Annotated in this window: 25 protein-coding genes, 1 pseudogene and 1 riboswitch; of the genes and pseudogenes, 9 read left to right on the forward strand and 17 right to left on the reverse strand. The window is 62.6% G+C overall.

Going from position 1 to position 23,919, the window contains the following annotated elements; all coding sequences use genetic code 11:
- From EB235_RS27595 to coxB, 5 genes are all read right to left on the reverse strand, one after another.
- Entirely contained in the window at positions 1–633 is a 633-nt protein-coding gene (locus tag EB235_RS27595) for a cytochrome c oxidase assembly protein (RefSeq protein ID WP_027034233.1), read from the reverse strand.
- Positions 633–797, reverse strand: coding sequence for a hypothetical protein (locus tag EB235_RS27600; protein WP_027034232.1), 165 nt, complete (start codon positions 795–797; stop codon positions 633–635). The genes EB235_RS27595 and EB235_RS27600 overlap by 1 nt, the downstream gene beginning before the upstream one ends.
- A complete protein-coding gene (locus EB235_RS27605) occupies positions 794–1,738 on the reverse strand; it encodes a heme o synthase (RefSeq protein ID WP_027034231.1) in 945 nt (314 codons plus the stop codon). Before EB235_RS27605 ends, EB235_RS27600 begins: the two co-directional genes overlap by 4 nt.
- Before the next feature lie 77 nt (positions 1,739–1,815).
- The gene (ctaD, locus tag EB235_RS27610; protein ID WP_027034230.1) at positions 1,816–3,468 is read right to left on the reverse strand and encodes a cytochrome c oxidase subunit I; all 1,653 of its coding nucleotides are present in this window, start codon (positions 3,466–3,468) and stop codon (positions 1,816–1,818) included.
- Between the two features lie 38 nt (positions 3,469–3,506).
- The gene (gene coxB / locus EB235_RS27615) at positions 3,507–4,391 is read right to left on the reverse strand and encodes a cytochrome c oxidase subunit II (RefSeq protein ID WP_027034229.1); all 885 of its coding nucleotides are present in this window, start codon (positions 4,389–4,391) and stop codon (positions 3,507–3,509) included.
- Positions 4,392–4,767: 376 nt separating this feature from the next.
- Here coxB and EB235_RS27620 point away from each other — a divergent pair, with 376 nt between their 5' ends.
- The 6 genes from EB235_RS27620 to EB235_RS27645 all read left to right on the forward strand — a co-directional run bounded on the left by EB235_RS27620 (position 4,768) and on the right by EB235_RS27645 (position 9,013).
- A complete protein-coding gene (locus EB235_RS27620) occupies positions 4,768–5,328 on the forward strand; it encodes an invasion associated locus B family protein (RefSeq protein WP_027034228.1) in 561 nt (186 codons plus the stop codon).
- A 78-nt stretch (positions 5,329–5,406) separates the two neighbouring features.
- On the forward strand, positions 5,407–5,874 hold the full coding sequence (locus tag EB235_RS27625) for a YbjN domain-containing protein (RefSeq protein WP_027034227.1): 468 nt from the start codon (positions 5,407–5,409) through the stop codon (positions 5,872–5,874).
- A 117-nt stretch (positions 5,875–5,991) separates the two neighbouring features.
- On the forward strand, positions 5,992–7,404 hold the full coding sequence (gene tldD, locus EB235_RS27630) for a metalloprotease TldD (protein ID WP_027034226.1): 1,413 nt from the start codon (positions 5,992–5,994) through the stop codon (positions 7,402–7,404).
- Between the two features lie 74 nt (positions 7,405–7,478).
- On the forward strand, positions 7,479–7,754 hold the full coding sequence (locus tag EB235_RS27635; RefSeq protein ID WP_027034225.1) for an AbrB/MazE/SpoVT family DNA-binding domain-containing protein: 276 nt from the start codon (positions 7,479–7,481) through the stop codon (positions 7,752–7,754).
- Positions 7,741–8,130 (forward strand): type II toxin-antitoxin system VapC family toxin, encoded by a 390-nt coding sequence (locus tag EB235_RS27640; protein WP_027034224.1) that lies wholly within the window; start codon positions 7,741–7,743, stop codon positions 8,128–8,130. The genes EB235_RS27635 and EB235_RS27640 overlap by 14 nt, the downstream gene beginning before the upstream one ends.
- Before the next feature lie 199 nt (positions 8,131–8,329).
- Entirely contained in the window at positions 8,330–9,013 is a 684-nt protein-coding gene (locus tag EB235_RS27645; protein ID WP_032926091.1) for a transglutaminase-like cysteine peptidase, read from the forward strand.
- Between the two features lie 196 nt (positions 9,014–9,209).
- Here EB235_RS27645 and EB235_RS27650 read toward each other — a convergent pair whose 3' ends face one another.
- The 4 genes from EB235_RS27650 to EB235_RS27665 form a co-directional block, all read right to left on the reverse strand.
- Entirely contained in the window at positions 9,210–9,584 is a 375-nt protein-coding gene (locus EB235_RS27650) for a hypothetical protein (RefSeq protein ID WP_245268927.1), read from the reverse strand.
- A 42-nt stretch (positions 9,585–9,626) separates the two neighbouring features.
- Complete coding sequence (locus EB235_RS27655) at positions 9,627–11,924, reverse strand: caspase family protein (protein WP_032926084.1); 2,298 nt, start codon at positions 11,922–11,924, stop codon at positions 9,627–9,629.
- 133 nt (positions 11,925–12,057) lie between these two features.
- Positions 12,058–13,296: a class I SAM-dependent RNA methyltransferase gene (locus tag EB235_RS27660; protein ID WP_027034222.1), complete on the reverse strand. Its 1,239-nt coding sequence runs from the start codon at positions 13,294–13,296 to the stop codon at positions 12,058–12,060.
- Complete coding sequence (locus EB235_RS27665) at positions 13,293–14,057, reverse strand: TlyA family RNA methyltransferase (RefSeq protein ID WP_027034221.1); 765 nt, start codon at positions 14,055–14,057, stop codon at positions 13,293–13,295. Before EB235_RS27665 ends, EB235_RS27660 begins: the two co-directional genes overlap by 4 nt.
- A gap of 159 nt (positions 14,058–14,216) precedes the next feature.
- Between EB235_RS27665 and EB235_RS27670 the strand changes: the two genes are divergently transcribed.
- Positions 14,217–14,618, forward strand: a complete 402-nt coding sequence (locus tag EB235_RS27670; RefSeq protein ID WP_027034220.1) for a GFA family protein — start codon at positions 14,217–14,219, stop codon at positions 14,616–14,618.
- On the opposite strand, the gene EB235_RS27675 is transcribed toward EB235_RS27670, so the two are convergent.
- From EB235_RS27675 to EB235_RS27700, 6 genes are all read right to left on the reverse strand, one after another.
- Positions 14,615–14,908: a hypothetical protein gene (locus EB235_RS27675; protein WP_027034219.1), complete on the reverse strand. Its 294-nt coding sequence runs from the start codon at positions 14,906–14,908 to the stop codon at positions 14,615–14,617. The two genes, EB235_RS27670 and EB235_RS27675, sit on opposite strands and share 4 nt — an antisense overlap.
- 148 nt (positions 14,909–15,056) lie before the next feature.
- Positions 15,057–16,970 (reverse strand): 1-deoxy-D-xylulose-5-phosphate synthase, encoded by a 1,914-nt coding sequence (dxs, locus tag EB235_RS27680; RefSeq protein WP_027034218.1) that lies wholly within the window; start codon positions 16,968–16,970, stop codon positions 15,057–15,059.
- Positions 16,971–17,154: 184 nt separating this feature from the next.
- Positions 17,155–18,075, reverse strand: a complete 921-nt coding sequence (locus EB235_RS27685) for a pirin family protein (protein WP_027034217.1) — start codon at positions 18,073–18,075, stop codon at positions 17,155–17,157.
- Between the two features lie 40 nt (positions 18,076–18,115).
- Entirely contained in the window at positions 18,116–18,382 is a 267-nt protein-coding gene (locus tag EB235_RS27690) for a DUF2277 domain-containing protein (protein WP_027034216.1), read from the reverse strand.
- Positions 18,383–18,480: 98 nt separating this feature from the next.
- A complete protein-coding gene (locus EB235_RS27695) occupies positions 18,481–18,732 on the reverse strand; it encodes an exodeoxyribonuclease VII small subunit (RefSeq protein ID WP_027034215.1) in 252 nt (83 codons plus the stop codon).
- A gap of 3 nt (positions 18,733–18,735) precedes the next feature.
- Positions 18,736–19,662, reverse strand: coding sequence for a histone deacetylase family protein (locus EB235_RS27700; protein WP_027034214.1), 927 nt, complete (start codon positions 19,660–19,662; stop codon positions 18,736–18,738).
- A gap of 178 nt (positions 19,663–19,840) precedes the next feature.
- Positions 19,841–20,021, forward strand: a riboswitch (cobalamin riboswitch).
- 173 nt (positions 20,022–20,194) lie between these two features.
- Here EB235_RS27700 and bluB point away from each other — a divergent pair.
- Positions 20,195–20,704: pseudogene (gene bluB / locus EB235_RS34880) on the forward strand (5,6-dimethylbenzimidazole synthase); the annotation flags it as partial.
- 164 nt (positions 20,705–20,868) lie between these two features.
- Here bluB and EB235_RS27710 read toward each other — a convergent pair.
- A complete protein-coding gene (locus tag EB235_RS27710) occupies positions 20,869–21,852 on the reverse strand; it encodes a hypothetical protein (protein WP_027034212.1) in 984 nt (327 codons plus the stop codon).
- Between the two features lie 102 nt (positions 21,853–21,954).
- Positions 21,955–22,563, reverse strand: coding sequence for a TetR/AcrR family transcriptional regulator (locus tag EB235_RS27715; RefSeq protein WP_027034211.1), 609 nt, complete (start codon positions 22,561–22,563; stop codon positions 21,955–21,957).
- 118 nt (positions 22,564–22,681) lie between these two features.
- On the opposite strand from EB235_RS27715, the gene EB235_RS27720 reads away from it, so the two are divergent.
- Positions 22,682–23,905 (forward strand): MFS transporter, encoded by a 1,224-nt coding sequence (locus EB235_RS27720; RefSeq protein ID WP_027034210.1) that lies wholly within the window; start codon positions 22,682–22,684, stop codon positions 23,903–23,905.
- The last annotated feature ends 14 nt before the right edge of the window (positions 23,906–23,919 follow it).

Below are 23,919 nucleotides of genomic sequence, written 5' to 3' on the forward strand. Positions count from 1 at the left end.
TCAACCCCCGAGATTTGCTTCGGTATTGGAAATTGTCTTGCTGTTGCCTGGGACCGGCTCCGAGGAGGCGACCGGCTTGGTCTTCTCGACCGGGAACATCGTATAGGACAGGGTAATCGTCTTCACGTCCTTCAGTTCCGGCACATTCACGATATCGGGGTCCACGTAGAAGAGGACCGGCATGTCCAGCGTCTCGCCGGGCTTCAGCGAGGTGTCGGTGAAGCAGAAGCACTCGACCTTGTTGAAGTACGGCCCCGCCAATTCCGGCTGCACGTTGAAGGTGGCGCGGCCGGTAACGGGGCGATCGAATTTGTTGGTCGCCTGGTAATGCGCCTGCACCGTCTCGCCGATCTTCATCGTCATCGAGCGCTGGACCGGCTGGAACTCCCACGGTACGCCGGCAATATTGGCGTCGAAGCGCACCGTGATCTCACGGTCGAGCACGCGGCCGGCATATTGCTTCTCGGCGCGTTGCGTCGTGCCGCCATAACCGGTCGCCTGGCAGAACATCTTGTAGAGCGGCACGGCCGCATAGGCCATGCCGATCATGCCGGTGAAGAAGGCAAGACAGACCGCCGCGACGATGACGTTGCTGTTCTTGCCGGCCGGCTTTTTGGACATCTCGACGCTCATCACATCGTGCCCAGATTGTGGCCGAACTTTATGATCGTGGCGATGTAGAAAATGACGACCAGCACGGCCAGCGCCAAGCCTATTGCGACGGACCGGCTGCGCTGGGCTTTCTTCTGACGATCGGTCAGCGTGACCGTCTCAAGCTTTTCCTCGACCATGGTCATGCCCCACCCATGGCAAGTGCACGTTCGACGACGCTGTCGGCCAGGTAGGCAGCGAAGATGGCGAAGAGATAGAGCAGCGAATAAGCAAATAGCGCCTTGGCCGGCTTCATGACGCGATCATCATCGGCCATGCCGAGCACTTTCCATGCATACCAGACAAAGCCAACACCAAGCAGCACAGCGGCCAAGCCGTAGACCGGCGTGGTATAGCCGAGCACCCAAGGCAGCACTCCGACCGGGGCCAAGACCAGCGCATAGGCGAAAATCTGGCGGCGAGTCGACGCATGGCCAGCAACATTCGGCATCATCGGGATACCGGCTCGGGCATAATCCTCGGACTTGAACAGTGCCAGTGCCCAGAAATGTGGTGGCGTCCAAAGGAAGATGATCAGGAACAGGACGATGCTCTCAAGGCTGACCGACCCGGTCACCGCGGCCCAGCCGATGACCGGCGGGATGGCGCCGGCCGCGCCACCAATCACGATGTTCTGCGGCGTCCAGCGCTTCAGCCACATCGTGTAGACGACGGCATAGAAGAAGATGGTGAAGGCCAGCAGCGTCGCGGAGAGCCAGTTGACCAGCACGCCGAGCGTCATCACAGACAGGACGGAAAGCACCAGGCCGAAGGTCAGCGCCTCGTGCGGCTGGATACGGCCGGACGGAACTGGACGGCTGGCCGTCCTGGTCATCACCGCGTCGATATCGGCGTCGTACCACATGTTAAGCGCGCCCGAGGCGCCGGCGCCAATGGCAATAGCCAGGATGGCGATGACCGCCAGCAGCGGATTGATCGTCACGGGTGCCGCGACCAGCCCGACGAAGGCGGTGAACACCACCAGCGACATGACGCGCGGCTTCAGCAGGGCGAAGAAATCGCCCGCCGTCGCTTCCGACATGCGGAAGCCCGCTTCGTCAATACTGGTTTCGTCGACTAGGGCCATGCGTACTCAAGTCCATAATTCCGTTTGGCCAAAACCGCCGGCGAACCGGCGGTTTTGATTTCGTACAGGCTGCCGCCTTACTTGATCTTCGGCAGCTGCTCCCACTGGTGGAAAGGCGGCGGCGAAGGCAGCTGCCATTCCAGCGTCGTTGCGCCCTCGCCCCACGGATTGGCGCCGGCGATCCGCTTCTTCCGGAAGGCTTCGAACACGCAGTAAAGGAAGATCAACACGCCGACGGCCGAGATGTAGGAGCCGATGGACGACACGTAGTTCCAGCCGGCAAACGCGTCCGGATAGTCGATCGTGCGGCGCGGCATGCCGGCGAGGCCGAGGAAATGCTGCGGGAAGAAGATCAGATTGACGCCGACGAAGGTGACCCAGAAGTGGGTGTTGGCGATAACAGGCGAGTACATATAGCCGGTCATCTTGGGGAACCAGTAGTACCAGCCGGCGAAGATGGCGAACACCGCGCCCAGCGACAGCACGTAGTGGAAGTGGGCGATGACGAAATAGGTGTCATGCAGCGAGCGGTCGAGGCCGGCATTGGCGAGCTGAACGCCGGTGACACCGCCGATGGTGAACAGGAAGATGAAGCCCAGCGCCCACAGCATCGGCGTCTTGAACGAGATCGATCCGCCCCACATCGTCGCGATCCACGAGAAGATCTTCACGCCCGTCGGCACCGCGATGACCATGGTGGCGAAGACGAAATAGCGCTGCGTGTCGAGCGACAGGCCGGTCGTATACATGTGGTGCGCCCAGACGATGAAGCCCACGGCGCCGATCGCGACCATGGCGTAGGCCATGCCGAGATAGCCGAAAACCGGCTTCTTCGAGAAGGTCGAGATGACATGGCTGATGATGCCGAAGCCCGGCAGGATCAGAATGTAGACTTCCGGGTGACCGAAGAACCAGAACAGGTGCTGGAACAGGATCGGGTCGCCGCCGCCGTCCGGAGCAAAGAAGGTGGTGCCGAAATTGCGGTCGGTGAGCAGCATGGTGATGCCGCCGGCCAGAACCGGCAACGACAGGAGCAGCAGGAAGGCGGTGACCAGGACCGACCAGGCAAACAGCGGCATCTTGTGCAGCGTCATGCCGGGGGCGCGCATGTTGAAGATGGTGGTGATGAAGTTGATGGCGCCGAGGATCGACGAGGCGCCGGCAATGTGGATCGACAGGATCGCCAGATCCATCGCCGGTCCTGGCTGGCCCGAGGTCGACAGCGGCGGGTAAAGCGTCCAGCCGCCACCGACGCCATAGGCGCCCGGTGCGCTCGGCATGAACATCGAGGTGAGCAGCAGGATGAAAGCCGGCGGCAGCAGCCAGAACGAGATGTTGTTCATGCGCGGGAACGCCATGTCAGGGGCGCCGATCATGATCGGCACCATCCAGTTGGCGAAACCGCCGATCAGCGCCGGCATGACCATGAAGAAGATCATGATCAGCGCATGCGCGGTGGCAAAGGCATTGTACATGCTCTTGCCGCCGTCGATCGCGGCATCACCGTTCATGCCGTAGACCATCTGCGCCAGGCCGCTGAAGATCTGGATGCCGGGCTCCTGCAGTTCCATGCGGATGGCAACGGACAGCGCACCGCCGATGATACCGGCCATGATCGCAAAGATCAGGTAGAGCGTGCCGATATCCTTATGGTTGGTCGAATAGACCCAGCGCACCCAGCCGTGATACGGCTTGTGGTCGTGCCCGTCGTGAGCTGCAGCGTCTGCCATGTTCCGCTCCGTTCCCTAAATCTTGCTAACCCGCGACATCAATTGCCGGCGGCCGCTACCTTGTTCTGGCCGTCGACTTCGGCCATGAGCGTCTTGTTGGCGCCTGGCAGATCGGTCTTGGCCGCAGCCAGCCAGGTCTTGAACTGCGTGTCGGATACGACACGAATGGCGATCGGCATGAAGGCGTGGTCCTTGCCGCAGAGCTGCGAGCACTGACCGTAATAGAGGCCTTCCTTCTCCGCCTTGAACCAGGTTTCGTTGGTGCGCCCCGGAACGGCGTCCATCTTGATGCCAAAGGACGGCATGGCAAAGGAATGGATCACGTCGGTCGCGGTGACGAGCACGCGCGTCATCGTGTTGACCGGCACCACCAGCTCGTTGTCAACCGCGAGCAGGCGTGGATAAACCTTGCGGTCTTCCTTGCCGGCCTTGGCGCGATCGCCATCCTGGAGAATGGCCGAATTGAAGGTGAGCGTGTTGTCCGTCTGGTACTCGTAATCCCAGTTCCACTGGTTGCCGGTCGCCTTGACGGTGAGCTTCGGCTCTTCCCCGGGCGTATACTGCGCGGTCAGGAGCTTGAACGAAGGAATTGCGATGAAAAGCAGGATGACGACAGGTCCCACCGTCCAGATCACTTCGATCGCCGTGTTGTGGCTGGTTTTGGCGGGCACCGGATTGGCGCTCGCCCGAAACCGGAAGATGCAATAGGCGAGAAGAAACAGCACCAACAGGGTGATCGGAACGACAAACCACATCGTGTAGTTCCCGAAGGCCTCGATCTGCCGCATCATGTCGGTCGCCGGCGCCTGGAAGGTCGTCTCCCACGGCACGGGCTGATCGGCATGGGCGGATGTGCCGGCGAAAAACGCGGTGGCAGCCCCAGCACTGGCTAGAAACTTGGCGTTTGCTAGGAATTTTCTCATCGCCCTCTTCGTCTCCCAGTTTCTCGCGACCGTGCCCGCGAGAATACGAACAATGCCGGGACGGGAATCCCGACAGTCTCAAGGTGGTTCAAACCATACTCTTTTTCCCTCCGCAAGAAAGGAGCGGAGGAAACTGTGCGGCATTTTTGCGCGCAAGCTGGCACGGCTCTTCCGAGGCGGTGGCGACGGCGGCGAATCGCGTATGTCCGGCAAGCTACCCGCCTCACGCCGGCGGGGTGGACGAAGCGTCGTAATTCAGGCGAATTTGGCAGGGAAAAAGCGCCGTATTGCCTGTTTCGGGACAGTTCGGCCGCGGTCTCGTCCTTTACTTGGCATTGGCGCGGCTTAAAGTGCCGTGATTCGCAATGGAGCCGTCATGAACTCTTGGCTTTCTAGACTGGGGCGTACGAGACTGGGGCTTTCGAGCACCTTGGCGAAAGCCATTTTTGTCGTTGCCCTGTCGGCGGCCGGTCTGTTGGTCGCCAGTCAGGCCAATGCCGCGCAGCCGAGCGGCACGGTGCGCTCGACGCACGGCGCCTGGTCGATCATCTGCGACACGCCGGCCGGTGCAACTTCTGAACAATGCGTGATGATGCAGAATGTCGTCGCCGAGGATCGCCCGGAGATGGGGCTGTCGGTCGTCGTGCTGCGGACCGCCGACAACAAGGCCGAGATCCTGCGGGTGCTGGCGCCGCTCGGCGTGCTCCTGCCTAACGGGCTTGGCCTCAATGTCGACGGCAAGGACATCGGCCGCGCCTATTTCGTGCGCTGCTTCCAGGACGGCTGCTATGCCGAAGTGATCCTCGAAAAGCCGCTGCTCGACACGCTTAAGACCGGCACGTCGGCCACCTTCATCGTCTTCCAGACGCCGGAAGAAGGCATCGGCATTCCCGTTGATCTCAAGGGCTTCGCCGACGGTTTCGCCGCCCTGCCCTGACGTCAGGACGCTTGCGGAAAACTCGATCCTGGCGCACAATTCCCAGGGGATGCGGGTTTTTTGGCGGTGGGGATCATCATGCGCTCGTTTTCTTTGCTTCTATCCGCGGGTCTGATTTCGACTGGCGCGGTTTCTGTTGCTTGGGCTGACAATCCCGAAATCATCACGGCACCTGATCCCAACGCAATTCTCGACATTGCAAAGGGTTATGGCTCGGCCAAGCTGGACAAGGACGACGGTGGCGATCCGATGGTCTCCGGCCGGCTCGAAGGCATGAAGTATGTCATCTACTTCTATGGCTGCGAAAACCACGAGAAGTGCAAATCGATCCAGTTTTCCTCGGGCTACACCGATGCCTTCACGGTCGAGCAGGCCAATGAGTGGAACAAGAAATTTCGCTGGGTCAAGGCATTTTCCGGCGACGGATCCAACTTCAAGATGGATGTCAGCTTCATCGGCGGCATCACCAAGGCCAATCTCGAGGAAGATTTCTCGAACTGGGATTCGATGACCACCAACATCAAGGACTTCATCAACCAGAAGTGACGCCGGCGGCCTGCCGGCGATCGCATTTGTTCCCGCATCGCGGCGGGACGATTGTCTCGGCGCGGCTTCGCGCCTACATCGTGGGAAACAAGATCTCTTCCCACGAATGGATGCGCCATGAACAGCCTGATCGGCCAATTCGACATTTCAGACGATCGCATCAAGCAGATCGTCACTGAGACCATCAACGGCGCCGACGACGGCGAACTGTTTCTCGAATACAGCGAGAGCGAGGCGCTGATGTTCGACAATGGCCGGCTGAAGACCGCCAATTTCAACACCGACCAGGGTTTTGGCCTGCGCGCGGTTGCGGGTGAAGCCAGCGGCTACGCTCATTCGAGCGACCTGTCCGAGGCTTCGCTGCTGCGCGCGGCCGCCGCTGTCTCGACCGTCAAGGGTGGCTATTCCGGCACGCTTGCCGCCGCACCGGCCCGCACCAATACCCATCTCTACGGCGATGAGAACCCGATCCCCTCGCCCTCCTTCGAGGCCAAGGCAAAGCTGCTGCAAGAAATCGACGCCTGGCTGCGTGCGCAGGATCCGCGCGTGCGCCAGGTGACCGCCTCGCTCGCCGCTTCCTGGCAGCATGTCGAGATCGTGCGCGCCGATGGCCAGGTGGTGCGCGATATCAGGCCGCTGGTCCGCATCAACGTCTCGGTAGTGGTTGGCGATGGCGACCGCCAGGAAAGCGGCTCCTACGGCATGGGCGGCCGCAAGGCGTTCGGCGAATTCCTGATCGAGGACGCCTGGCAGCACGCCGCCAAGGAGGCGCTCCGGCAGGCGCTGGTCAACCTCGAGGCCATTCCGGCGCCGGCGGGCACGTTCGACATCGTGCTGTCCAGCGGCTGGCCGGGCGTGATGCTGCACGAAGCCGTCGGCCATGGGCTGGAAGGCGATTTCAACCGCAAGAAGACCTCCGCCTTCGCCGGCCTGCTCGGCCAGCAGGTTGCCGCAAAGGGCGTCACCGTCGTCGATGACGGCACGATCCCCGAGCGGCGCGGTTCACTCACCGTCGACGACGAGGGCACGCCTTCGGCCCGCAACGTGCTGATCGAGGACGGCAAACTGGTCGGCTACATGCAGGACCGGCAGAACGCCCGGCTGATGGGCATGAAGGCGACCGGCAACGGCCGGCGCGAAGGCTACGCGCACCAGCCTATGCCGCGCATGACCAACACCTACATGACATCAGGCGACATGGAGCCGGACGAGATCATCGCCTCGGTCAAGAACGGCATCTATGCCGTTTCCTTCGGTGGCGGCCAGGTCGACATCACTTCGGGCAAATTCGTGTTCGGCTGCACCGAGGCCTACATGATCGAGAACGGCAAGGTGACGCAGCCGATCAAGGGCGCGATGCTGATCGGCAACGGGCCGGATGCCATGCACCGCGTCTCGATGGTCGGCAACGACATGAAGCTCGACAACGGCATCGGCATGTGTGGCAAGGCCGGACAAGGTGTGCCGGTCGGCGTCGGCCAGCCGCATCTCAGGATGAACCAGATGACGGTCGGCGGCACCCGGGTTTGAGGCCAATCCGGCAGGCTTGAATGTCTTCCGCGACAAGACTATCTTACCATTGTCTTACACGAAAGCGTGACGCGATGGCTGCAACAGAAAAACTTGTAACGACCGTCTCCACCAAGGGACAGGTAATCCTGCCCAGCGCGATCCGGAAACAGAGGGACTGGGGCGCGGGCACGCGCTTGGAGGTCGAAGACACTCCTGATGGAGTCCTTTTGAAATTGGCGCCGGCCTTTGCCCCGACGCGACCAGAAGATGTCTTTGGCGTCCTGCCACGCAACGGCACCCCGAAGACGCTGGAGGAAATGGACGCCGCCGTCCTTGCTGAAGCACGGCGACGCGATGCTCGCAATTGATACCAATGTTGTCGTCAGGTATTTGACGAACGACCATCCCGATCAATCCCCGCGAGCACGGCGGCTTATCGATGGTCAGCCTGTCTTTGTCTCTGTCACGGTAATCCTGGAGGCAGAGTGGGTGCTGCGCAGCGCCTATGGTCATAGCCAGGCCGTGATAGCCAGCACACTGCGGATGTTCGGCGGGTTACCCACGGTGGAGCTGGAAGATGCCGCGATTGTCTCCTCTGCGCTGGATCTGTCGGAGGCAGGAATGGATTTCGCAGATGCGCTGCATCTGAGGAAATCAGCGCATTGTGCCGGCTTGGCAACCTTTGACCGTAATTTCCTCAAGGCTGCGAGGGCGGCCGGATATAGCAGCGTGCAGGAAGCCTGACGAGGACGCGCGGTCTGGACGCTCTGACGCTCGAACTTGGCCTGATGCGCCGGCTGATCCTTGTTTTCCAGCCTGAATCCCGGCTCCTACCTTGAAGTGAACACAATCGACGTTAGGAAATCATTAAGTCTTTAACTGCCTGGGCTGCTTTTGCGCACGGACGTAGCACCAGTTCCTCGTTGTGGTGGTGGTTTTGGCAATGCGGCATTCCCTAGCTTCGTCTTTCCTGCTTGGCTTTGTTTCGTTGATTGGTGCGACATCGCTGCCAGCAAGTCCGGCGGCAGCGCAGTCGACATGGTTCAAGTCACAATCGGCGCAATCTTCCACGGATGGAGCGCGCTCCGCCGCCGTGGGTGGAAGCACCAGCGTGCCCTACGGCTGGCTCGATTTCTGCCATCGCCGGCCAAAAGAGTGCAAGGTGCCCGTTCTGCCAGCCGCGAGTGTAAAACTGACCGCGCAGAACCTACGCATCCTCAAGCGCATAAATCAGACGGCCAACAATTCCATCAAGCCGGTCAGCAACTTTGAGCATTGGGGCACGATGGAGGACCACTGGGATTACCCGGTTGACGGCAAGGGCGACTGCAAGATCTACGCGCTCTACAAGCGCAAGCTTCTTCGGGAGGCTGGGTTCCCCCGGCAGGCGCTTTTGATGACAGTCGTGCGCGACCTCGACAATGAGGGCCACACCATCCTGACGGTGAAAACCGACAAGGGCGATCTCGTCCTCGACAATCTGGTCAACGAAATCAGGCCCTGGAACGCGACCGGCTACTACTTCCTGAAACGCCAGTCGCAGCAGAATCCGAATGTCTGGGTGTCGATCAACCAGCGTGGTGGCACGCCTAAGACACCCGCGAATGTTGCCAAACTCGTAGACTGAGGGCTTGTCGGAACCGTACCGCTCCAGGCATCGCAAGCGTTCGGTGGCTGCCGATATGGCGGATGCCGTGACTGTCTCTTCCGTACTCGATCCGGCCCAAGTCGAAGCTGATAGAAACCCGGTTCACGCTTCCCCGGAATTGCCGCCAGCCCCGAGGTTTAGGCTGGCAGCAGTATCTTGGCCGTGGAGCCGATGATCAGGTGGCTTTGCCGCCGTTCTTCTTGCAGTCGGCCCGGAATTTTTCGCGCGCCTTGCCGTGCAGCTTCTGGGCATCGGCAAGTGCTGAACATTGCTTCGAAATCGCGGTTTTCTCCGGCGTCATGGCAGTCGTCTTTGGCTTCTTCGCGGGGGCGGCAGTGGTGGTCGTGGCCGGCGCGGTCGTGGTGGTTGCCGTCGTCGCTGCCGCGGCAGCTCCCGTCATAATAAACCCGGCTACGGCGATAGACGTCAGAACGCTTGCAATCTTCATTGTGGTGTCTCCCTTGAGCACCCCACCCAACGTTGACTGGTAACAGCGTGCCAAGGCAGCACGCAATCTTGGCGGTGCCCAACCACGCAGTTGTGATGTCATCGTGTATCGCCGTGCTAGGCCACGTTCGCAGCCTGACACGCGCTATTTTCTGCAGGCAGGCTCATTGGGGTGTCCGCAAGGCGGCTTCTTGCCGGCCTCCCGCTGCGGCTTTTGCTGTGGCTGAGGCTGCCGCTGTACGTGCGTCTGCGCCTGGAACTGCGGCTTCTGCGGTTTTGAAAGCACCTGCACCTTCGGCTTGTCTTGCAGCTTCAGCTGACGATGCGGATTGCTGTTCGAGACCTTGTCGCCCGCCGGCCCGCCATTGGCCGGCGGCTTGTGGAACTTGGGGCTCTTGCCTTGTCCGTTGGCTGCCCCATTCGTCGTATCCGAGCCACCGACGCCCTGACCGTGGAACTTTTTCAATTTGCCATTGGCGGCGACCGGGCCATTGAGCACTGAGGGATTGTTGGTCTTCAGCTTTAGCTGGGTATTCTGCCCGTTGCCGGCAGATGCTGTGGCGCCGGCCGGGAGCTTGCGCAACTTTCCGCTCTTGCCCTGTCCATTGGTCATCGGAGCCGCGCCATTGGCGGTCGTCGCGGCATCCGCAACACCCCGCTTGTGCAACAGCTTGCCTGATTTGTCGTTGGCCACATTCTGGCCATTGAGGACCGGCTTGCCGTTGACGAGCGGCAGCGTCTTGCCGTCGGCGCCGGGCAAAGCATGGCCGGCCAATTTGTCCGCCGGCAGTGTTTTCGACAATGGCGCCACGCCGTTCTGCTGTCCCGTTTTGACCAGTTTCGATGGTAGGCCGCCCGGATTGACCTTGGCGAGCGTGGCTTCCTTCTTCTGCAGGAAAGCCGGCAGCGCCACCTTGGTCGCCAATGCGGCTGCACCGATGCCCACCGCACCCGCGGTCAGCTTCTGGCCGGTGGTGAGGCCGCCCTGGTTCTCGTTGATCGTCGTGTTGTTGACGATGGTGGTGTTGTGGATGTTGTTGAAGATGACGTTGTTCGGCGGCGGGAAGATGTCATGCGGCGGGTTCACCCAAACCGGCACGGGCACGAACACCGGCGTCGGCAGCAGGAAGACGCCGATCGGCGGCGGCGGTGGCGGCAGTTCTATGAAGTCGCGCGGCCGCGGTTGCAGGAAGATCACCGCCACCGGTGGCGGCGGATCGAAGCCGAATTCGGGGTCGTCGAAATAGAGCACAGGCCGGTCGACATAGACGATTTCTTCCGGCGGCGGCGGCGGCACGTCGTAGGCATAGACGGCAAAACCCTGCGGCGGCTCGAGGGCGGCGTCGAAATGCTCGAGCCTGCGACGGGCATCCCAGGCATGGGGGCCATGCGGATAGCGATCGAGATAGGACCAATAGGCTTCGGGCGTGTCCCTGAGCCAGGTCTGGCGCCAGGTGATCGCCTCGCGCCGCGCCGCCAGGATGGCGCGCACGCGCCTGGCCATCGGGTCGTGGGGATAGGCGACGATGAAGTCTTCGTAGCCGCGCATCGTATCGCGATCGAGGGCCGCGATGTAGGCGTCATGCGCATCGAAGTCACGGATTTCCTTGGTCCGGTTTGTCCGCACCTCGGCGGCTGAAACCTGCGGCGCCGGGGCATCCGGGCCGCGGTCGAAGAAGACGAAGGGATCGGTGATCTTGGAGGCGTTCCAAGGAACCTCCGCGCCATCAGTCACTTCGTTGACCCGTAGCCGCGTGCGGTCGAACACATCGCCAAGCTGCAGGCCACCATCCCTGATCATCTCGGCAAGCGCCTGCGCATAGGCGCCATACGAGCCCTTGCCTTCAGGCGCGACTGTGCCCGGGGCGGCATTGAAGGCGACCAGCATGTTCGGGTCGGGGTCGACGAGTGCGAGGCCGCCGGCAAGCGGCTGGTTCGACTTCGCGAAGGAATTTGGTCGTGCCGCGTCTAGCACGACGATGTTGACCTTGTTCGGCAAGGCCGCAAGCGGCTTGGTGAGATCGGAAACCCGCACGGCGGCCATCGGCACGTCGGCGGCATTGGCGATCTGGGCATCGACCGGCACGAAATAGTTCTCGCCTTCGAACTGCAGGCCCTGGCCTGCCAAATAGACAAACACCACCGCGTCGGGACCGGCTGCCGTCACCTTGGCGAGGAAATCGCGGTAGGCGCCCCGCAGCGATTCCTGGTCGACATCGCGCGCGCCGACCACGTCGAAACCCGCCGCCTGCAATGTCTGCGCAATCAGGCCGGCGTCGTTAGCCGGCGTCGCCAGTGTGCCCGCAGGGTAGGCAGCGTTGCCGATGACGAAGGCAAGGCGTTTTTCGCCTTGCGCCAGCGCCCCGGCCGTCGAGCCGAACGCAAAAATCGAGAGAGCGAGGAACAAAGCGAGGAATTTCGAGACCGTCCGCATTACGATCATCCGTCAGGTGAGAGTGCCGATGCTTCCGCCCAAGAGCCCGGACTAGGCCGGTGCAAAAAGGCGGCTTTGCGGCGCCTTTCGGTCGAGAGCGGCCAGAGTGCCCGGTCTCAACGAAACGTGATCGTTGGCCGGCTCAGCCGCGCCTTCTCCTGGGTTTTTCCAGCAGAGCGACCGCCTCGACATGGGGCGACCACAGGAACTGGTCGACTGGCGTCACGCTTTTCACGGTGTAACCACCGTCGATGAGGATGCGCAGGTCACGAGCCAGCGTCACCGGGTTGCAGGATACGGCGGCAACGAAGGGAACATCCGAGCGGGCAATCTGCTTCGACTGGTCCTCGGCGCCTGCTCGCGGCGGGTCGAAGACGACGCCGTCAAAGGCGTTCAGTTCCTTGAAGGTCAACGGACGGCGGAACAGATCGCGGCGTTCGCCGGTCACCCGCTTCAAACCGGTCGCGAAGCGTGAGCCCCGGTCGAGCGCCGAAAGTGCCGCCGCATCGCCTTCCACGGCGTGGACTTCCGACTTCGCGGCCAATCGCAGGGCAAAGCTGCCGCAACCGGCGAAAAGATCGGCGACCTTCTTGGCGCGCTTGAGATGTCCGCCAACGATCTCGGCCATTGTCTGTTCGGCTGCCTCGGTCGCCTGCATGAAGGCGCCCGGCGGCAAGGCGACCGCGACGCTGCCGAACATGACCACGGGCTTCCTCGGCTCGATGACGATCTCGTCATCGATGGACAGCCTGGCAAAGCCTTGCGCTAGGACAAAATTGGAGGCGATGCGCCGCTGGTGTTCGCCGAGCTTGCCGGAGTCGTGCACCGCGACATCCAGGCCCGATCCGGTAACCGTGACCGCCATCCGGAACGATTTCGTGGTTGCGCATATCAAATCGGCGAGCGCCCTCAACCGGTCGAGTGCGGCGACGATCTCGGGCAGCGAAATCGGGCATTCGGATATGGAAATGATTTCCGGTGACAGATGACGATTGAAGCCGAGCAGCATTCCGGTATCGGCGCGCCGGGCAGCGAGCACGACACGGCGGCGCGTGTGCGGCGCGCAGGCGACCAGTTCGCCGATCTCGCAATCGATGCCCTTCAGGGCATGCACCACCTTGTCGCGCTTCCACTGGCGATAGGCTTCGGCCTCGAAATGCTGGAGAGCGCAACCGCCGCATTCGGTGAAATGGCGGCAGGCGGGCTCGATGCGCAGCGGCGAGGCCTCCAGCACCGCCATCAGCGTGGCACGGTCGCGTTCACGAGCGGCCGTGACAGTCTCCCCCGGCAGCGTGAACGGGATAAAAAGATCGCCGCTTTCGGTCTCGGCAATGCCGTCGCCCTGAGCGCCAAGCTTTTTGATGGTGAAGCGCGTGCTCATCGGTCCTTGATCCCACCGAGAAGAAACTCGCGATTGCCGTCGCCGCCTTCGATCGGCGACAGATGCAGGCCGAGCGAGCGCCAGCCGGGAACGGTATCCAGCCAATCCTGCAGCAGGCCGGCGACACCGGCAGCGGCGAAGGGGTCTTTCAACAGACCACCCTTGCCGATCGCCTCGCGGCCGGCCTCGAATTGCGGCTTGACCAGAAAGATCGCGCCGGCACCGGGTTTCGCAATGGCGAGAGCCGGCGGCAGCGCCAGTTTCAGCGAGATAAAGCTGACATCGGAAACGATGAAATCCGGAACACGGCCGGCCAGATCGGCGAGCGTGAGATCGCGGGCGTTCAGACCCTCGACGACCGTAACGCGCGGGTCCTTGCCAACATCGGGATGTATCTGGCCATGACCGACATCGATTGCCGTGACATGGGACGCGCCGCGTTCGAGCAGCACCTGGGTGAACCCGCCAGTCGAAGCGCCGATGTCGAGCGCCTCGCGGCCGGCGGGATCGAGGCCGAAATGGTCGAGGCCGCCGATCAGCTTCAACGCCGCGCGCGAGACATAGCCTTGCGCGGGATCGTCGATGGCAACAAGGCACTGCGGCGAAACGTTCTGGCCGGGCTTGCGGGCAAGGACGCCATCAACCGTTACCGTGCCGCGCTCGACCGCATCGCGGGCACGCGAGCGGCTGGCAAACAGGCCGCGCTGGACGAGCAGGTCGTCGAGCCGCTGGCGTGTGCTGGCTGGCAGAGGCGAATTCATCGGCCTTCATGGCGAAAGCCGGCCGCGAAGGCAAGGATAATGGGCGGGGCTGCGGAACATCCACGCCGAGCTGACACCTCCGTGGCTTGTGATCACCGTTGTGGGCCGGCACAATGGTGAGGACGAGCGCCATCCACGCCAGGGCCCGAAGGAGGCCGGATCCTGACGGGAACCTGCCACTGCGGTGCGACGCACTGGACCCTGGAGGGCGATCCCGGGCCGATCACAGCCTGCAACTGCACGCTGTGCCGTCGCTATGGGACGCTCTGGGCTTACGACTTTGTCGATGAGCGTATCCGCGTCGTTGGACCGGTGAGCAGCTACACCCGTGCCGGAAAAGACGAGCCTTCGCTCGAGATCCTTTTCTGCCCGACCTGCGCCTGCGTGCTGGCCTGGCGCGGCTTGCGCGCCGGTGCCTCCGGCCGGACACGAATCGCCGTCAATGTGCGCCTGGCCCCGCCGCAAGCTGTCGCCGACTTGCCGATCGACCATTTCGATGGCCTCGACACCTTCGACGACCTGCCGCGCGATGGCCGCTGCGTGCGCGATATGTGGTTCTAGAAAATCGTTCGCGAAACCTGACGTTCGACGGCTGGAGACAAACCGTCGTCCCGATCCCCCGAGGCTTGCACAGCCGGATGCTCGGTCGCAACGGCAGACACCGGAGCAACATCCGGCAAGACCACAAGCTGCGGCACCTGCTTGTAGGAAAAGCCCCCACGGATATCGCCCATCTTGCTGGCGACGATGCCCTGCGCCGCCTTTTCAAGATTGCGATCATAGCGCGTCTCGGCGGCGGCGGGTGCTGCAAGGGCGGCTGAAAGCGCCACGCCACACAGAAGCGTTCTCATTGTTGTTGTCTCCCTGCCTGATCACGATCTAGCAGGATGCCGTTGAAAAACGGCCAAGAGACACGGTAAGCAAAGCGCCAAACGGCAGCGTTAACAATGCGTTACGAAATAAAGCCGGCAAACTGATTCAAGCGCTTGAGGTTTTGATTCAAGCGCGTTGAGCGCGTGTGCTGTGCCCGAGCGCGACGAAGACAGTGCGCACGATGCCGGCGGCATCGAGACCGGCGTCGGCATACATCTTTTCCGGCTTGGCGTGGTCGCTGAAGACATCAGGCAGCACCAGCGGACGCACCTTCAGGCCACTTTCCAGCAATCCTTCATGGGCAAGGAACTGCAGCACGTGGCTTGCGAAGCCGCCAATGGCGCCCTCCTCCACCGTCACCAGAACCTCGTGCGAGCGGGCCAGCCGCCGGATCAGGTCCTCGTCGAGCGGCTTGGCGAAGCGGGCATCGGCGACGGTGGTGGAAAGCCCGGCCGCGCCGAGTTCCTCGGCGGCAGTAAGGCAATCCTGCAAGCGCGTGCCGAAGGACAGCAGCGCCACCTTTGTACCTTCCCTGACGATGCGGCCTTTGCCGATGTCGAGAACCGACCCGCGCTCCGGCATGTCGACGCCGACGCCATTGCCGCGCGGATAGCGAAAGGCGATCGGGCCGTCATCATAGCTCGCGGCAGTGCGCACCATGTGGCGCAGTTCAGCCTCGTCGGCTGCCGCCATCACGACAAAGCCGGGCAGGCTTGCGAGGAAAGTGGTGTCAAAGGCACCGCAATGGGTGGCGCCATCGGCGCCGACGAAGCCGGCGCGGTCGATCGGGAAACGCACCGGCAGTTTCTGGATCGCGACGTCGTGCACGACCTGGTCGTAGGCGCGCTGCAGGAAGGTCGAGTAGATCGCCGCGAACGGCTTGTAGCCTTCCGTCGCCAGGCCAGCGGCAAAGGTAACCGCATGCTGTTCGGCGATGCCGACATCGAAGGTCCTGGCCGGAAACACTTCGCCGAACAGATCGAGGCCGGTGCCGCCCGGCATGGCGGCGGTGACGGCGACGATGCGGTCGTCCTCGCGGGCTTCCTGGATCAGGCTTTCGGCGAACACCTTGGTGTAGGCCGGCGCATTGGCCGGCGCCTTGGCCTGCGCGCCGGTGATGACGTCGAACTTGTTGACGCCGTGATACTTGTCGGCGGCGGCTTCCGCCGGCGCATAACCCTTGCCCTTCTGGGTGACGACATGGATCAGCACCGGGCCTTCGCCATTGTCGCGGACATTTTTCAGGACCGGGATCAGATGTTCCAGATTGTGACCGTCGATCGGACCGATGTGATAGAAACCGAGCTCCTCGAACAAAGTGCCGCCGGTCACGTAGCCGCGCGCATGCTCGACCGCCCTGGTGATCGCGCGATCGGCCCGCTTGCCGAGATAGGATGTCAGTTTCTTGCCGAAATCGCGCAGGCCGGCATAGGCCTTGCCCGAGGCGAGGCGAGCCAGATAAGCGCTCATGGCGCCGGTCGGCGGGGCGATCGACATGTCGTTGTCATTGAGGATGACGATGAGGCGCGCATCGAGCGCACCGGCATTGTTCATCGCCTCGTAAGCCATGCCGGCCGACATGGCGCCGTCGCCGATGACGGCGATGACATTGTTGCGGCCGCCTGCGAGGTCACGGGCAGCAGCCATGCCGAGGCCGGCCGAGATCGAGGTCGAGGAGTGGGCGGCGCCGAAGGGATCGTATTCGCTTTCGGCGCGGCGGGTGAAGCCGGACAGGCCGCCTTCCTGGCGCAGTGTGCGGATGCGGTCGCGGCGGCCGGTCAGGATCTTGTGCGGATAGGCCTGGTGGCCGACATCCCAGATCAGCCGGTCGTCCGGGGTGTTGAAAACATAGTGCAGCGCCACCGTAAGTTCGACCACACCGAGGCCGGCACCCAGATGGCCACCGGTGCGGGACACGGCATCGACCAGTTCGGCGCGCAGCTCGAACGCCAGTTGCGGCAGCTCACTCTCGGCAAGCGCGCGCAAATCCGCCGGGATGCGGACCTTGTCGAGAAGCGGCGTATGCGGCGTTGCGTTCACGGGTGCTCTGGCTTTCTTTTCATCGGCGGGATAGGCCGCCGACCGGCGAAAGTAAATGCGTGCCGGTGACGCGGGCCTGCTCCCAAAATGACAGCGCGTCGAAACAGCTTATGCCCGCGCTTTCAAGTCCTTGTTTTCGTGCATAACGTGGTCCCGAAACCGGGCCGCTTTTGGGCGATATTCATTAGTTTTCCGGCAGAGGAATAAACTCTTCCTCATCTCCAGGAACGATATCGAAGCGGCCTGTCTTCCATTCCTGCTTGGCCTGTTCGATGCGCTCCTTGGATGAGGAGACAAAATTCCACCAGATGTAACGCTTCGAGCCAAGCGAGGCGCCGCCGAACAGCATGAAATGCGCACCGGTTTGCGACGACACGATGATCTCGTCGCCGGGCCGGAACACGAGCAGCCGTTCGGCCGGAAAGACGTCGCCCGAAATCGCGACCTCGCCTTCCAGCGTGTAGATGGCGCGCTCTTCGGCATCGGCCGGAATTTTCACGCTGGCGCCCGGCGTCAGCCTGAGGTCGGCGTAGAGCGTTTCGGAATCCGCTCTTACTGGAGAACGCAGCCCCTGGAAGTCACCGATGACGACGCGGCCGCTGACGCCTTCGGCATCGATCTCGGGCAGCCGCAAGGCAGCCGTGTTCTCGAACACCGGGGCGACTTCCTCCTTGCCGTCCGGCAAGGCCAGCCATGTCTGCAGGCCGGAGATCGACATTGGGGCGCCGCGCAGTTCCTCGGGCGTGCGCTCGGAGTGGACGATGCCGCGGCCGGCGGTCATCAAATTCACGTCGCCGGGCTGGATCACCATTTCGGTGCCCAGCGAATCGCGATGCCGGATCTTGCCGTCGAACAGATAGGTGACCGTCGACAGGCCGATATGCGGATGCGGGCGGACATCCATCGCCTGGCCGCCGCGCAGGATCGCCGGGCCCATGCGGTCGAAGAAAATAAACGGCCCGACCAGCCGCCTCTTGGCGGTCGGCAGCGCGCGGCGCACCTCGAAGCCGCCAATGTCCTTGGCGTTCGGGATGACCATCAGCTCGATCTGGTCGCTGGCAAAGGCGTCGCCGGCATCAGGGTCTTTCCCGGGGAAGAAGCTCATGAACTCTCCTTGTCAGCGTTCAATGATCGCCTCGGCCGCATCAGGCAAAGCGGATCGCCGCCTTTGCCCGCAGCTTGGCCGCCACCTCTTCGCGATTGCGCGGGTGCTGATGGGTTTCGAGCGAATCGAGAAGTTCGCGCGCCGATGCCGCGATGGCCTCGACGGCATGGTCGAACGCATGCTGGTTCTGTTTCGAGGGCCGTGTCGTTCCGCTCAGCTTGCGAACGAACTGGAGTGCCGCGTCGCGCACTTCATCACTGGTTGCAGGGGGATCAAAATTGAACAGGGTCTTGATGTTTCTGCACATCGCTTCCGTATCTCCTCTTGTCCTGGAGCCGTTTCAATCGGGATGAACTCTATCCTCAATCATGATCATGTCCAAAAGCCGGTGAGACGCCACCGTGCTCAGTCTGCGTCGAGCGGCTCCGTGCCAACCGGCTTGCCGTCGCGCGACAGCCTGATCTTTTCGACCTTGTCCTCGGCGGCCTTCAGCAGCCGGTCGCAATGCGCCTTCAGCGCCTCGCCGCGCTCATAGATCTTGATCGACTGGTCGAGCGGCACGTCGCCACGCTCCAGATCATCGACGATCTTCTCCAGCGCGTCGAGTGCCTGCTCGAAGCTCATCGCCTTGACGTCTTCGTTGGTCTCAGCAGCCATCATTCATCCTTTCATCAGTCGCCCGACATGAGCGGCGACTGAAAATGCCAGTCCCTGCAGATCGTAGCCGCCCTCGAGCAGGCTGACGAGCCGGTTGCCGCTGTGGCGGGCCGCGCGCTGCATCAGCTGCCCGGTTGCCCAGTCGAAATCGTCCTCGGTCAGATTGATCTCGGCCAGCGGATCGCGATGGTGCGCGTCAAACCCGGCCGAAATGATGATCAGATCGGGCGCGAAATTGTCGAGCGCCGGCAGCACGCGCGACAGGAACGCATCGCGAAACACCTCGCTGCCGGTCTGTGGCGCCAAGGGCGCGTTGACGATGTTGCCGGCTCCGGTCTCGCTCTTCGCGCCGGTGCCGGGATAAAGCGGCATCTGATGCGTCGAGCAATAGAGCACCGACGGATCATCCCAGAAGATATCCTGCGTGCCGTTGCCGTGATGCACATCCCAGTCGACGACGGCAACACGCTCGACGCCATGCTTCTTCTGCGCATAGCGGGCAGCGATCGCCGCCGTGTTGAAGAAGCAGAAGCCCATCGCCGTGTTTTTTTCGGCGTGGTGGCCAGGCGGGCGGGCGGCGACGAAGACATTGTCGGCGCGGCCCGAAAAGACATCGTCGACGGCCGCATTGGCGGCGCCGATCGCGGTGATCACCGCTTGCCAGCTCTTCGGGCTGGCCGTGGTGTCGGCGTCGATGCGGGCGATGCCCTCGTCAGGAATGGCGGCGCGCACGCGGGCGACGAAATCGGCTGGATGCGCATAGAGGATGGTGGCCTCATCGCCCTCCGGCGCCTTGACGCGGTCGAGTGCGGCAAAGGCCTCGTCGTCGAGGACGCGCTCGATGGCGCGCAAGCGGTCCGGCCGCTCGGGATGGCCGGGCGGCGTGAGGTGTTCGAGGAAGATCGGGTGCGTGTAGAGACGGGTTGTCATGCTCCCTATCTAGTGCCCCGGCGCCGCGATGGCCATGCGTTGCGGCTTGATGGCTGGGGAAAATCACGCCCGCGTCCATTGGCGTCGCCGCGGGGGTTGGCGCCGCGGGCGCTTCGGCGTAAGGTCGCCGCCACTGCCTGGTGCCCGCCGGTCTATTTATTTAGCCGCATTCTGCGACGCCAAGTGATTCCACTTGGCTGCAAATGCTCTGGCGGGAGAATCGGGAACACGGTTGAACTCCGTGGCGTGCCCAACGCTGTGAGGGGGACCGCGCCGGTAAATGCCACTGTCGATGACGGGAAGGCACCGGACGCGGGTTGATCCCGAGCCAGAAGACCGGCCTGGCAGGCATCGTCATCCGCATGGTCAGGCGGGTGGCATCAGAGCAACGTGCGTCCACTTGGACGCACAAAGTGCGCTCTGACGATGTCAAACTATTGCAATCGCAAGGGGACACGCGATGCCGGAACACATGACCGCTCCTATGGGCGACGGATTCGACCAGACAGCGCGTGACGCGGTCTACCGCGCCATGTTCACACGGCGCGACGTGCGCAGCCATTTCCTGCCAACCGCGATCGACGATGAGGTGCTGGCGCGGCTGCTGCTTGCGGCCCATCACGCGCCATCGGTCGGCTTCATGCAGCCATGGAACTTCATCGTCATTCGCGATGCCGCACGGCGAGAGAAGGTGCGTGACTTGTTCCTGGCCGCGCGCGAACAGGAACTGTCTGAAATCGAGGCAGAGCGGCAGGCGCTCTACCGCAAGCTCAAGCTGGAAGGCATCTGCGAAAGCGCGCTCAACATCTGCATCACTTGTGATCGCGAACGCTCGAAGGGTTCGCCGCTCGGACGCTCGCACAATCCGGAGATGGATCTCTACAGCACGGTCTGCGCGGTGCAGAATTTCTGGCTGGCCGCGCGGGCCGAAGGCGTCGGTGTCGGCTGGGTCAGCATCATCGAGCCGCAGGCATTGAAAAGCCTGCTGTCGATTCCCGAGCACGTGACGCCGATTGCCTATCTCTGCGTCGGCCGTGTCTCCGAGTTCGCGCCGAGACCGGACCTTGAAACGCATGGCTGGGGCCGGCGCTTGCCGCTGCCCGAACTGATCATGAGCGAGATTTTTTGCGGGCAAGGTGAGACACCACTCAAGTCAGCGGTGGCACATCTCAACACCGTTGCTGTTGCGCCGGCGCCTTGCGCTGATCAGCGCGTCGCGCCCGCAGTGCCCCAGCGCGAGCCGCCGAAGGAGGCGAGCGCCTTGTCCTTGAGTTCCCTGAACTTCGACGACGCCTCGGCCAGCCGGGCGTCCCAGGCCGGATCTGGCACCTGGCCCTCGATGGTCTTGAAATAGACCTGCATCAGGCAGGCGATGGCGAAGGGTTCAATGAAGGCAGCCTTGAAGGCCCAGGCAAAGACGATGGCGAGGACGAAGGCCCAGCCGGCAAGCTGCCCGGGCATCATGAAAAGAATGGCTGCGGCCGGGGCCAGCATCAGCAGGAAGATGACGAACGACACGCCCCACATGATGACCGCCAGCCAGACGGCGTTCTTGACCATGACCTTGCCGTTCTGGGCATAGAGCACGACGCCTTGGCGCGCCGTCTCAAACGGCGAGGATGAGTTGATGCGGATGTTGTAGCCGAGGATGATCTCGTCAACATAGGTCAGCGACAGGCGGATCACGGTGTTGATGAAAGAGACCAGGCCGCTCAGGCCCGGAATCGGCAGGAAAGCGGCGATGCCGCCGAGCAGGCCGGTGATGGCACGGATGGCGCCCTTAACCAGCTGGTCGACGACAAAAAGGATGTTGGCCTCGGCGAAACGCTCTGTGACAACTTGCTTGGCATAGGCGATCTGGTTCTGGCCGTCGGGAACATCCCGGCCATCAATCAGATGCACCATGACGGCGATATGGCCAGCCTTGACGACGTAGAGGATGTATTCGCGGATCCAGTAGACGGCGATCGAGACGATGCCGAAACCGACCACGCCGCCCCACAGGGCAAAGGACAATGGGCCATCTGGATCTGTGGAGATATGGCCGACGCCATAGCCGACCGAGGCGCCGGTGCCGGTCGCCATGATGTAGGCCAGCGTGATGCCGAAATAGACGATCATGCGAAAGACAATGAACGGCCAGGTCCGCATCATGATGGACACCGACCGGCCGATCTCGAAATCCCACATACGCCGAATCTCCCCTCAGAGATGGAGGCAGAGGATGAACCCAGACCGGCGATTGTCAACATCGGCAAATGCCGGGGATCGACCTCGAATCTGTGTTTGCTGTCAGTCGGTGCGGCCACTGTTTTTTTTCAACAGCCCTTCAAGCAGCTGCTTGAACGCCGCCACCACCATCTTCGACGTCGCTTCGGGGTCGTTCGAATTGGCGATCCGTTGCGATGCCTGGCTGCTCGCGCCGTTGATCAGCCGTGCGGCGGTCTCGGGATCGAGGCCGGGGACAACCACCCCTTCCCCCTGCAGCACGGCCAGATGATCGGCCATTGAACCGACACAGGCATTGGCATTCGACCATTGTGCCGGATCGCCCAGTACGGCCGGGCCGTCGCGGAACATGATGCGCTGGATTTCCGGCTCCAACGCCATCTCGATATAGGTCGTGCATTCGTCGACGAAACGCTGCCAGCGGGTCGGCGCTCTCGACGCAACCTCATTCACGCGGGCCGCCATCTCGGCGTCGATCTCGGCGATAACCGCTTCAAGCAGCCCTTTCTTGTCCCCGAAGTGATGATAGAGGGCGCCACGCGTCAGCCCGGCCGCTGCGGTGAAATCATCCATCGACGCTTCGGCGTAACCGGTGGTGCCGAAGGCCTGGCGGGCCGCGGCGATCAGCTTGGCGCGCGTCTCGGCGATCATTTCCTTGCGGGGTCTGTGCATGCTTCTGGCCCTATCCACATACGTTCCGTATGCCAATTGACATACGTGGCGTATGGTCTATCTAATCCTCATACGCTTCGTATGTAATTGTCGGATCGCCTTTTGTCGAGGAATTACAATGCAAAACCCCTATGCTGAAATCTTTCGTGCCCCGGGAGCCACGGGCTTCGCGGCCGCCGGCTTCATCGCCCGCCTGCCGATCGCCATGGCACCGATCGGCATAGTGGCCATGCTGTCGCAGACGCGCGGCGAATACTGGCTGGCAGGTGCAGTTGCGGCGACATTCGCACTGGGCAACGCATTCGTTTCGCCGCAAACGTCGAGGCTGGTGGACCGCCTTGGCCAGACACGAGTTGCGGTCCCCACCACCCTCCTCACATTCATCGCCTTTGCGGTGCTGATTGTTGCGGCCAATCAGGACTGGCCGGTATGGACGCTGTTCGTGTCGGCGCTGGCGGCAGCCGCCATGCCCAGCATGCCGGCGATGGTTCGAGCGCGCTGGACCGAGCTTTTTCGCGGACGCCCGCAAATGAACACTGCCTTCGCCTTCGAGTCGGTCGCGGACGAACTGGTCTATATCGTCGGCGCATCGCTTTCGGTGGGACTGAGCGCCGCGCTGTTTCCGGAAGCCGGCGTCCTGGCAAGCACGCTGTTTCTTGCCATTGGCTGGGCCGCGTTCCTCCTGCAGCGTTCGACCGAACCACAAGTTCGACCGGCTGGTCATGGCTCCAGCGGCTCGGCAATCCGTCTGCGGCCCGTGCAGATCATCACCTTCGCCATAATTTTCGTTGGCGCGACCTTCGCAACGACGGAGGTCAGCACGGTAGCGCTGACCAAGGAGCTCGGCCAACCCGGTGCCGCCAGCTTCGTCATCGGCGTCTATGCGCTGGGATCGTTCATGCTCGGCATCGTCATCGGCGCGCTCAACCTGAAGGCGCCGCTGCAACGGCAACTGGCCATTGCAGTCGCCGTCCTTGCGCTCAGCACATTGCCGCCGCTCACCGCCGGCTCGGTGCCGCTGCCGGCGCTGACCGTGTTCCTGAGCGGCGTGGCGATCTCGCCGACCTTCATCACCGCTTTCGGCCTGATCGAACGGCATGTGCCGGAAGCCATGCTGACCGAGGGCATCACCTGGGTGACCACAGGCATCGGCATCGGCATGGCGCTGGGCGCGTTCGTCGCCGGCGCGGTGGTGGATGCGTTCGGCGCCCAGAATGGGTTCTGGGTTTCGGTCGCATCAGGCACAATTGCCCTGATCACCGTGCTGCTTGGCCAGCGCAGCCTTGCCACTCATAAATGCGAGCTGGAGGGATGCGAAGCCGCTGCTGTCCCCGCTGAATAGTGCGCTCGGTCCCT

The sequence above is a fragment of the Mesorhizobium loti R88b genome, assembly GCF_013170845.1.
Taxonomy (GTDB): Bacteria; Pseudomonadota; Alphaproteobacteria; order Rhizobiales; family Rhizobiaceae; genus Mesorhizobium; species Mesorhizobium loti_B.

What these genes read in the sequence shown, in the direction of transcription:
- EB235_RS27700 (WP_027034214.1), bottom strand. Translation starts at nt 19,662, where the DNA reads ATGACAACCCGTCTCTACACGCACCCGATCTTCCTCGAACACCTCACG.
- EB235_RS27660 (WP_027034222.1), bottom strand. Translation starts at nt 13,296, where the DNA reads ATGAGCACGCGCTTCACCATCAAAAAGCTTGGCGCTCAGGGCGACGGC.
- EB235_RS27715 (WP_027034211.1), bottom strand. Translation starts at nt 22,563, where the DNA reads ATGCACAGACCCCGCAAGGAAATGATCGCCGAGACGCGCGCCAAGCTG.
- EB235_RS27635 (WP_027034225.1), top strand. Translation starts at nt 7,479, where the DNA reads ATGGCTGCAACAGAAAAACTTGTAACGACCGTCTCCACCAAGGGACAG.
- EB235_RS27655 (WP_032926084.1), bottom strand. Translation starts at nt 11,924, where the DNA reads ATGATCGTAATGCGGACGGTCTCGAAATTCCTCGCTTTGTTCCTCGCT.
- coxB (WP_027034229.1), bottom strand. Translation starts at nt 4,391, where the DNA reads ATGAGAAAATTCCTAGCAAACGCCAAGTTTCTAGCCAGTGCTGGGGCT.
- EB235_RS27605 (WP_027034231.1), bottom strand. Translation starts at nt 1,738, where the DNA reads ATGGCCCTAGTCGACGAAACCAGTATTGACGAAGCGGGCTTCCGCATG.
- EB235_RS27625 (WP_027034227.1), top strand. Translation starts at nt 5,407, where the DNA reads ATGCGCTCGTTTTCTTTGCTTCTATCCGCGGGTCTGATTTCGACTGGC.
- EB235_RS27645 (WP_032926091.1), top strand. Translation starts at nt 8,330, where the DNA reads ATGCGGCATTCCCTAGCTTCGTCTTTCCTGCTTGGCTTTGTTTCGTTG.
- EB235_RS27595 (WP_027034233.1), bottom strand. Translation starts at nt 633, where the DNA reads ATGAGCGTCGAGATGTCCAAAAAGCCGGCCGGCAAGAACAGCAACGTC.
- EB235_RS27675 (WP_027034219.1), bottom strand. Translation starts at nt 14,908, where the DNA reads ATGAGAACGCTTCTGTGTGGCGTGGCGCTTTCAGCCGCCCTTGCAGCA.
- EB235_RS27640 (WP_027034224.1), top strand. Translation starts at nt 7,741, where the DNA reads ATGCTCGCAATTGATACCAATGTTGTCGTCAGGTATTTGACGAACGAC.
- EB235_RS27600 (WP_027034232.1), bottom strand. Translation starts at nt 797, where the DNA reads ATGACCATGGTCGAGGAAAAGCTTGAGACGGTCACGCTGACCGATCGT.
- EB235_RS27710 (WP_027034212.1), bottom strand. Translation starts at nt 21,852, where the DNA reads ATGTGGGATTTCGAGATCGGCCGGTCGGTGTCCATCATGATGCGGACC.
- ctaD (WP_027034230.1), bottom strand. Translation starts at nt 3,468, where the DNA reads ATGGCAGACGCTGCAGCTCACGACGGGCACGACCACAAGCCGTATCAC.
- tldD (WP_027034226.1), top strand. Translation starts at nt 5,992, where the DNA reads ATGAACAGCCTGATCGGCCAATTCGACATTTCAGACGATCGCATCAAG.
- EB235_RS27665 (WP_027034221.1), bottom strand. Translation starts at nt 14,057, where the DNA reads ATGAATTCGCCTCTGCCAGCCAGCACACGCCAGCGGCTCGACGACCTG.
- EB235_RS27650 (WP_245268927.1), bottom strand. Translation starts at nt 9,584, where the DNA reads ATGACATCACAACTGCGTGGTTGGGCACCGCCAAGATTGCGTGCTGCC.
- EB235_RS27685 (WP_027034217.1), bottom strand. Translation starts at nt 18,075, where the DNA reads ATGAGCTTCTTCCCCGGGAAAGACCCTGATGCCGGCGACGCCTTTGCC.
- EB235_RS27720 (WP_027034210.1), top strand. Translation starts at nt 22,682, where the DNA reads ATGCAAAACCCCTATGCTGAAATCTTTCGTGCCCCGGGAGCCACGGGC.
- EB235_RS27690 (WP_027034216.1), bottom strand. Translation starts at nt 18,382, where the DNA reads ATGTGCAGAAACATCAAGACCCTGTTCAATTTTGATCCCCCTGCAACC.
- EB235_RS27695 (WP_027034215.1), bottom strand. Translation starts at nt 18,732, where the DNA reads ATGGCTGCTGAGACCAACGAAGACGTCAAGGCGATGAGCTTCGAGCAG.
- EB235_RS27620 (WP_027034228.1), top strand. Translation starts at nt 4,768, where the DNA reads ATGAACTCTTGGCTTTCTAGACTGGGGCGTACGAGACTGGGGCTTTCG.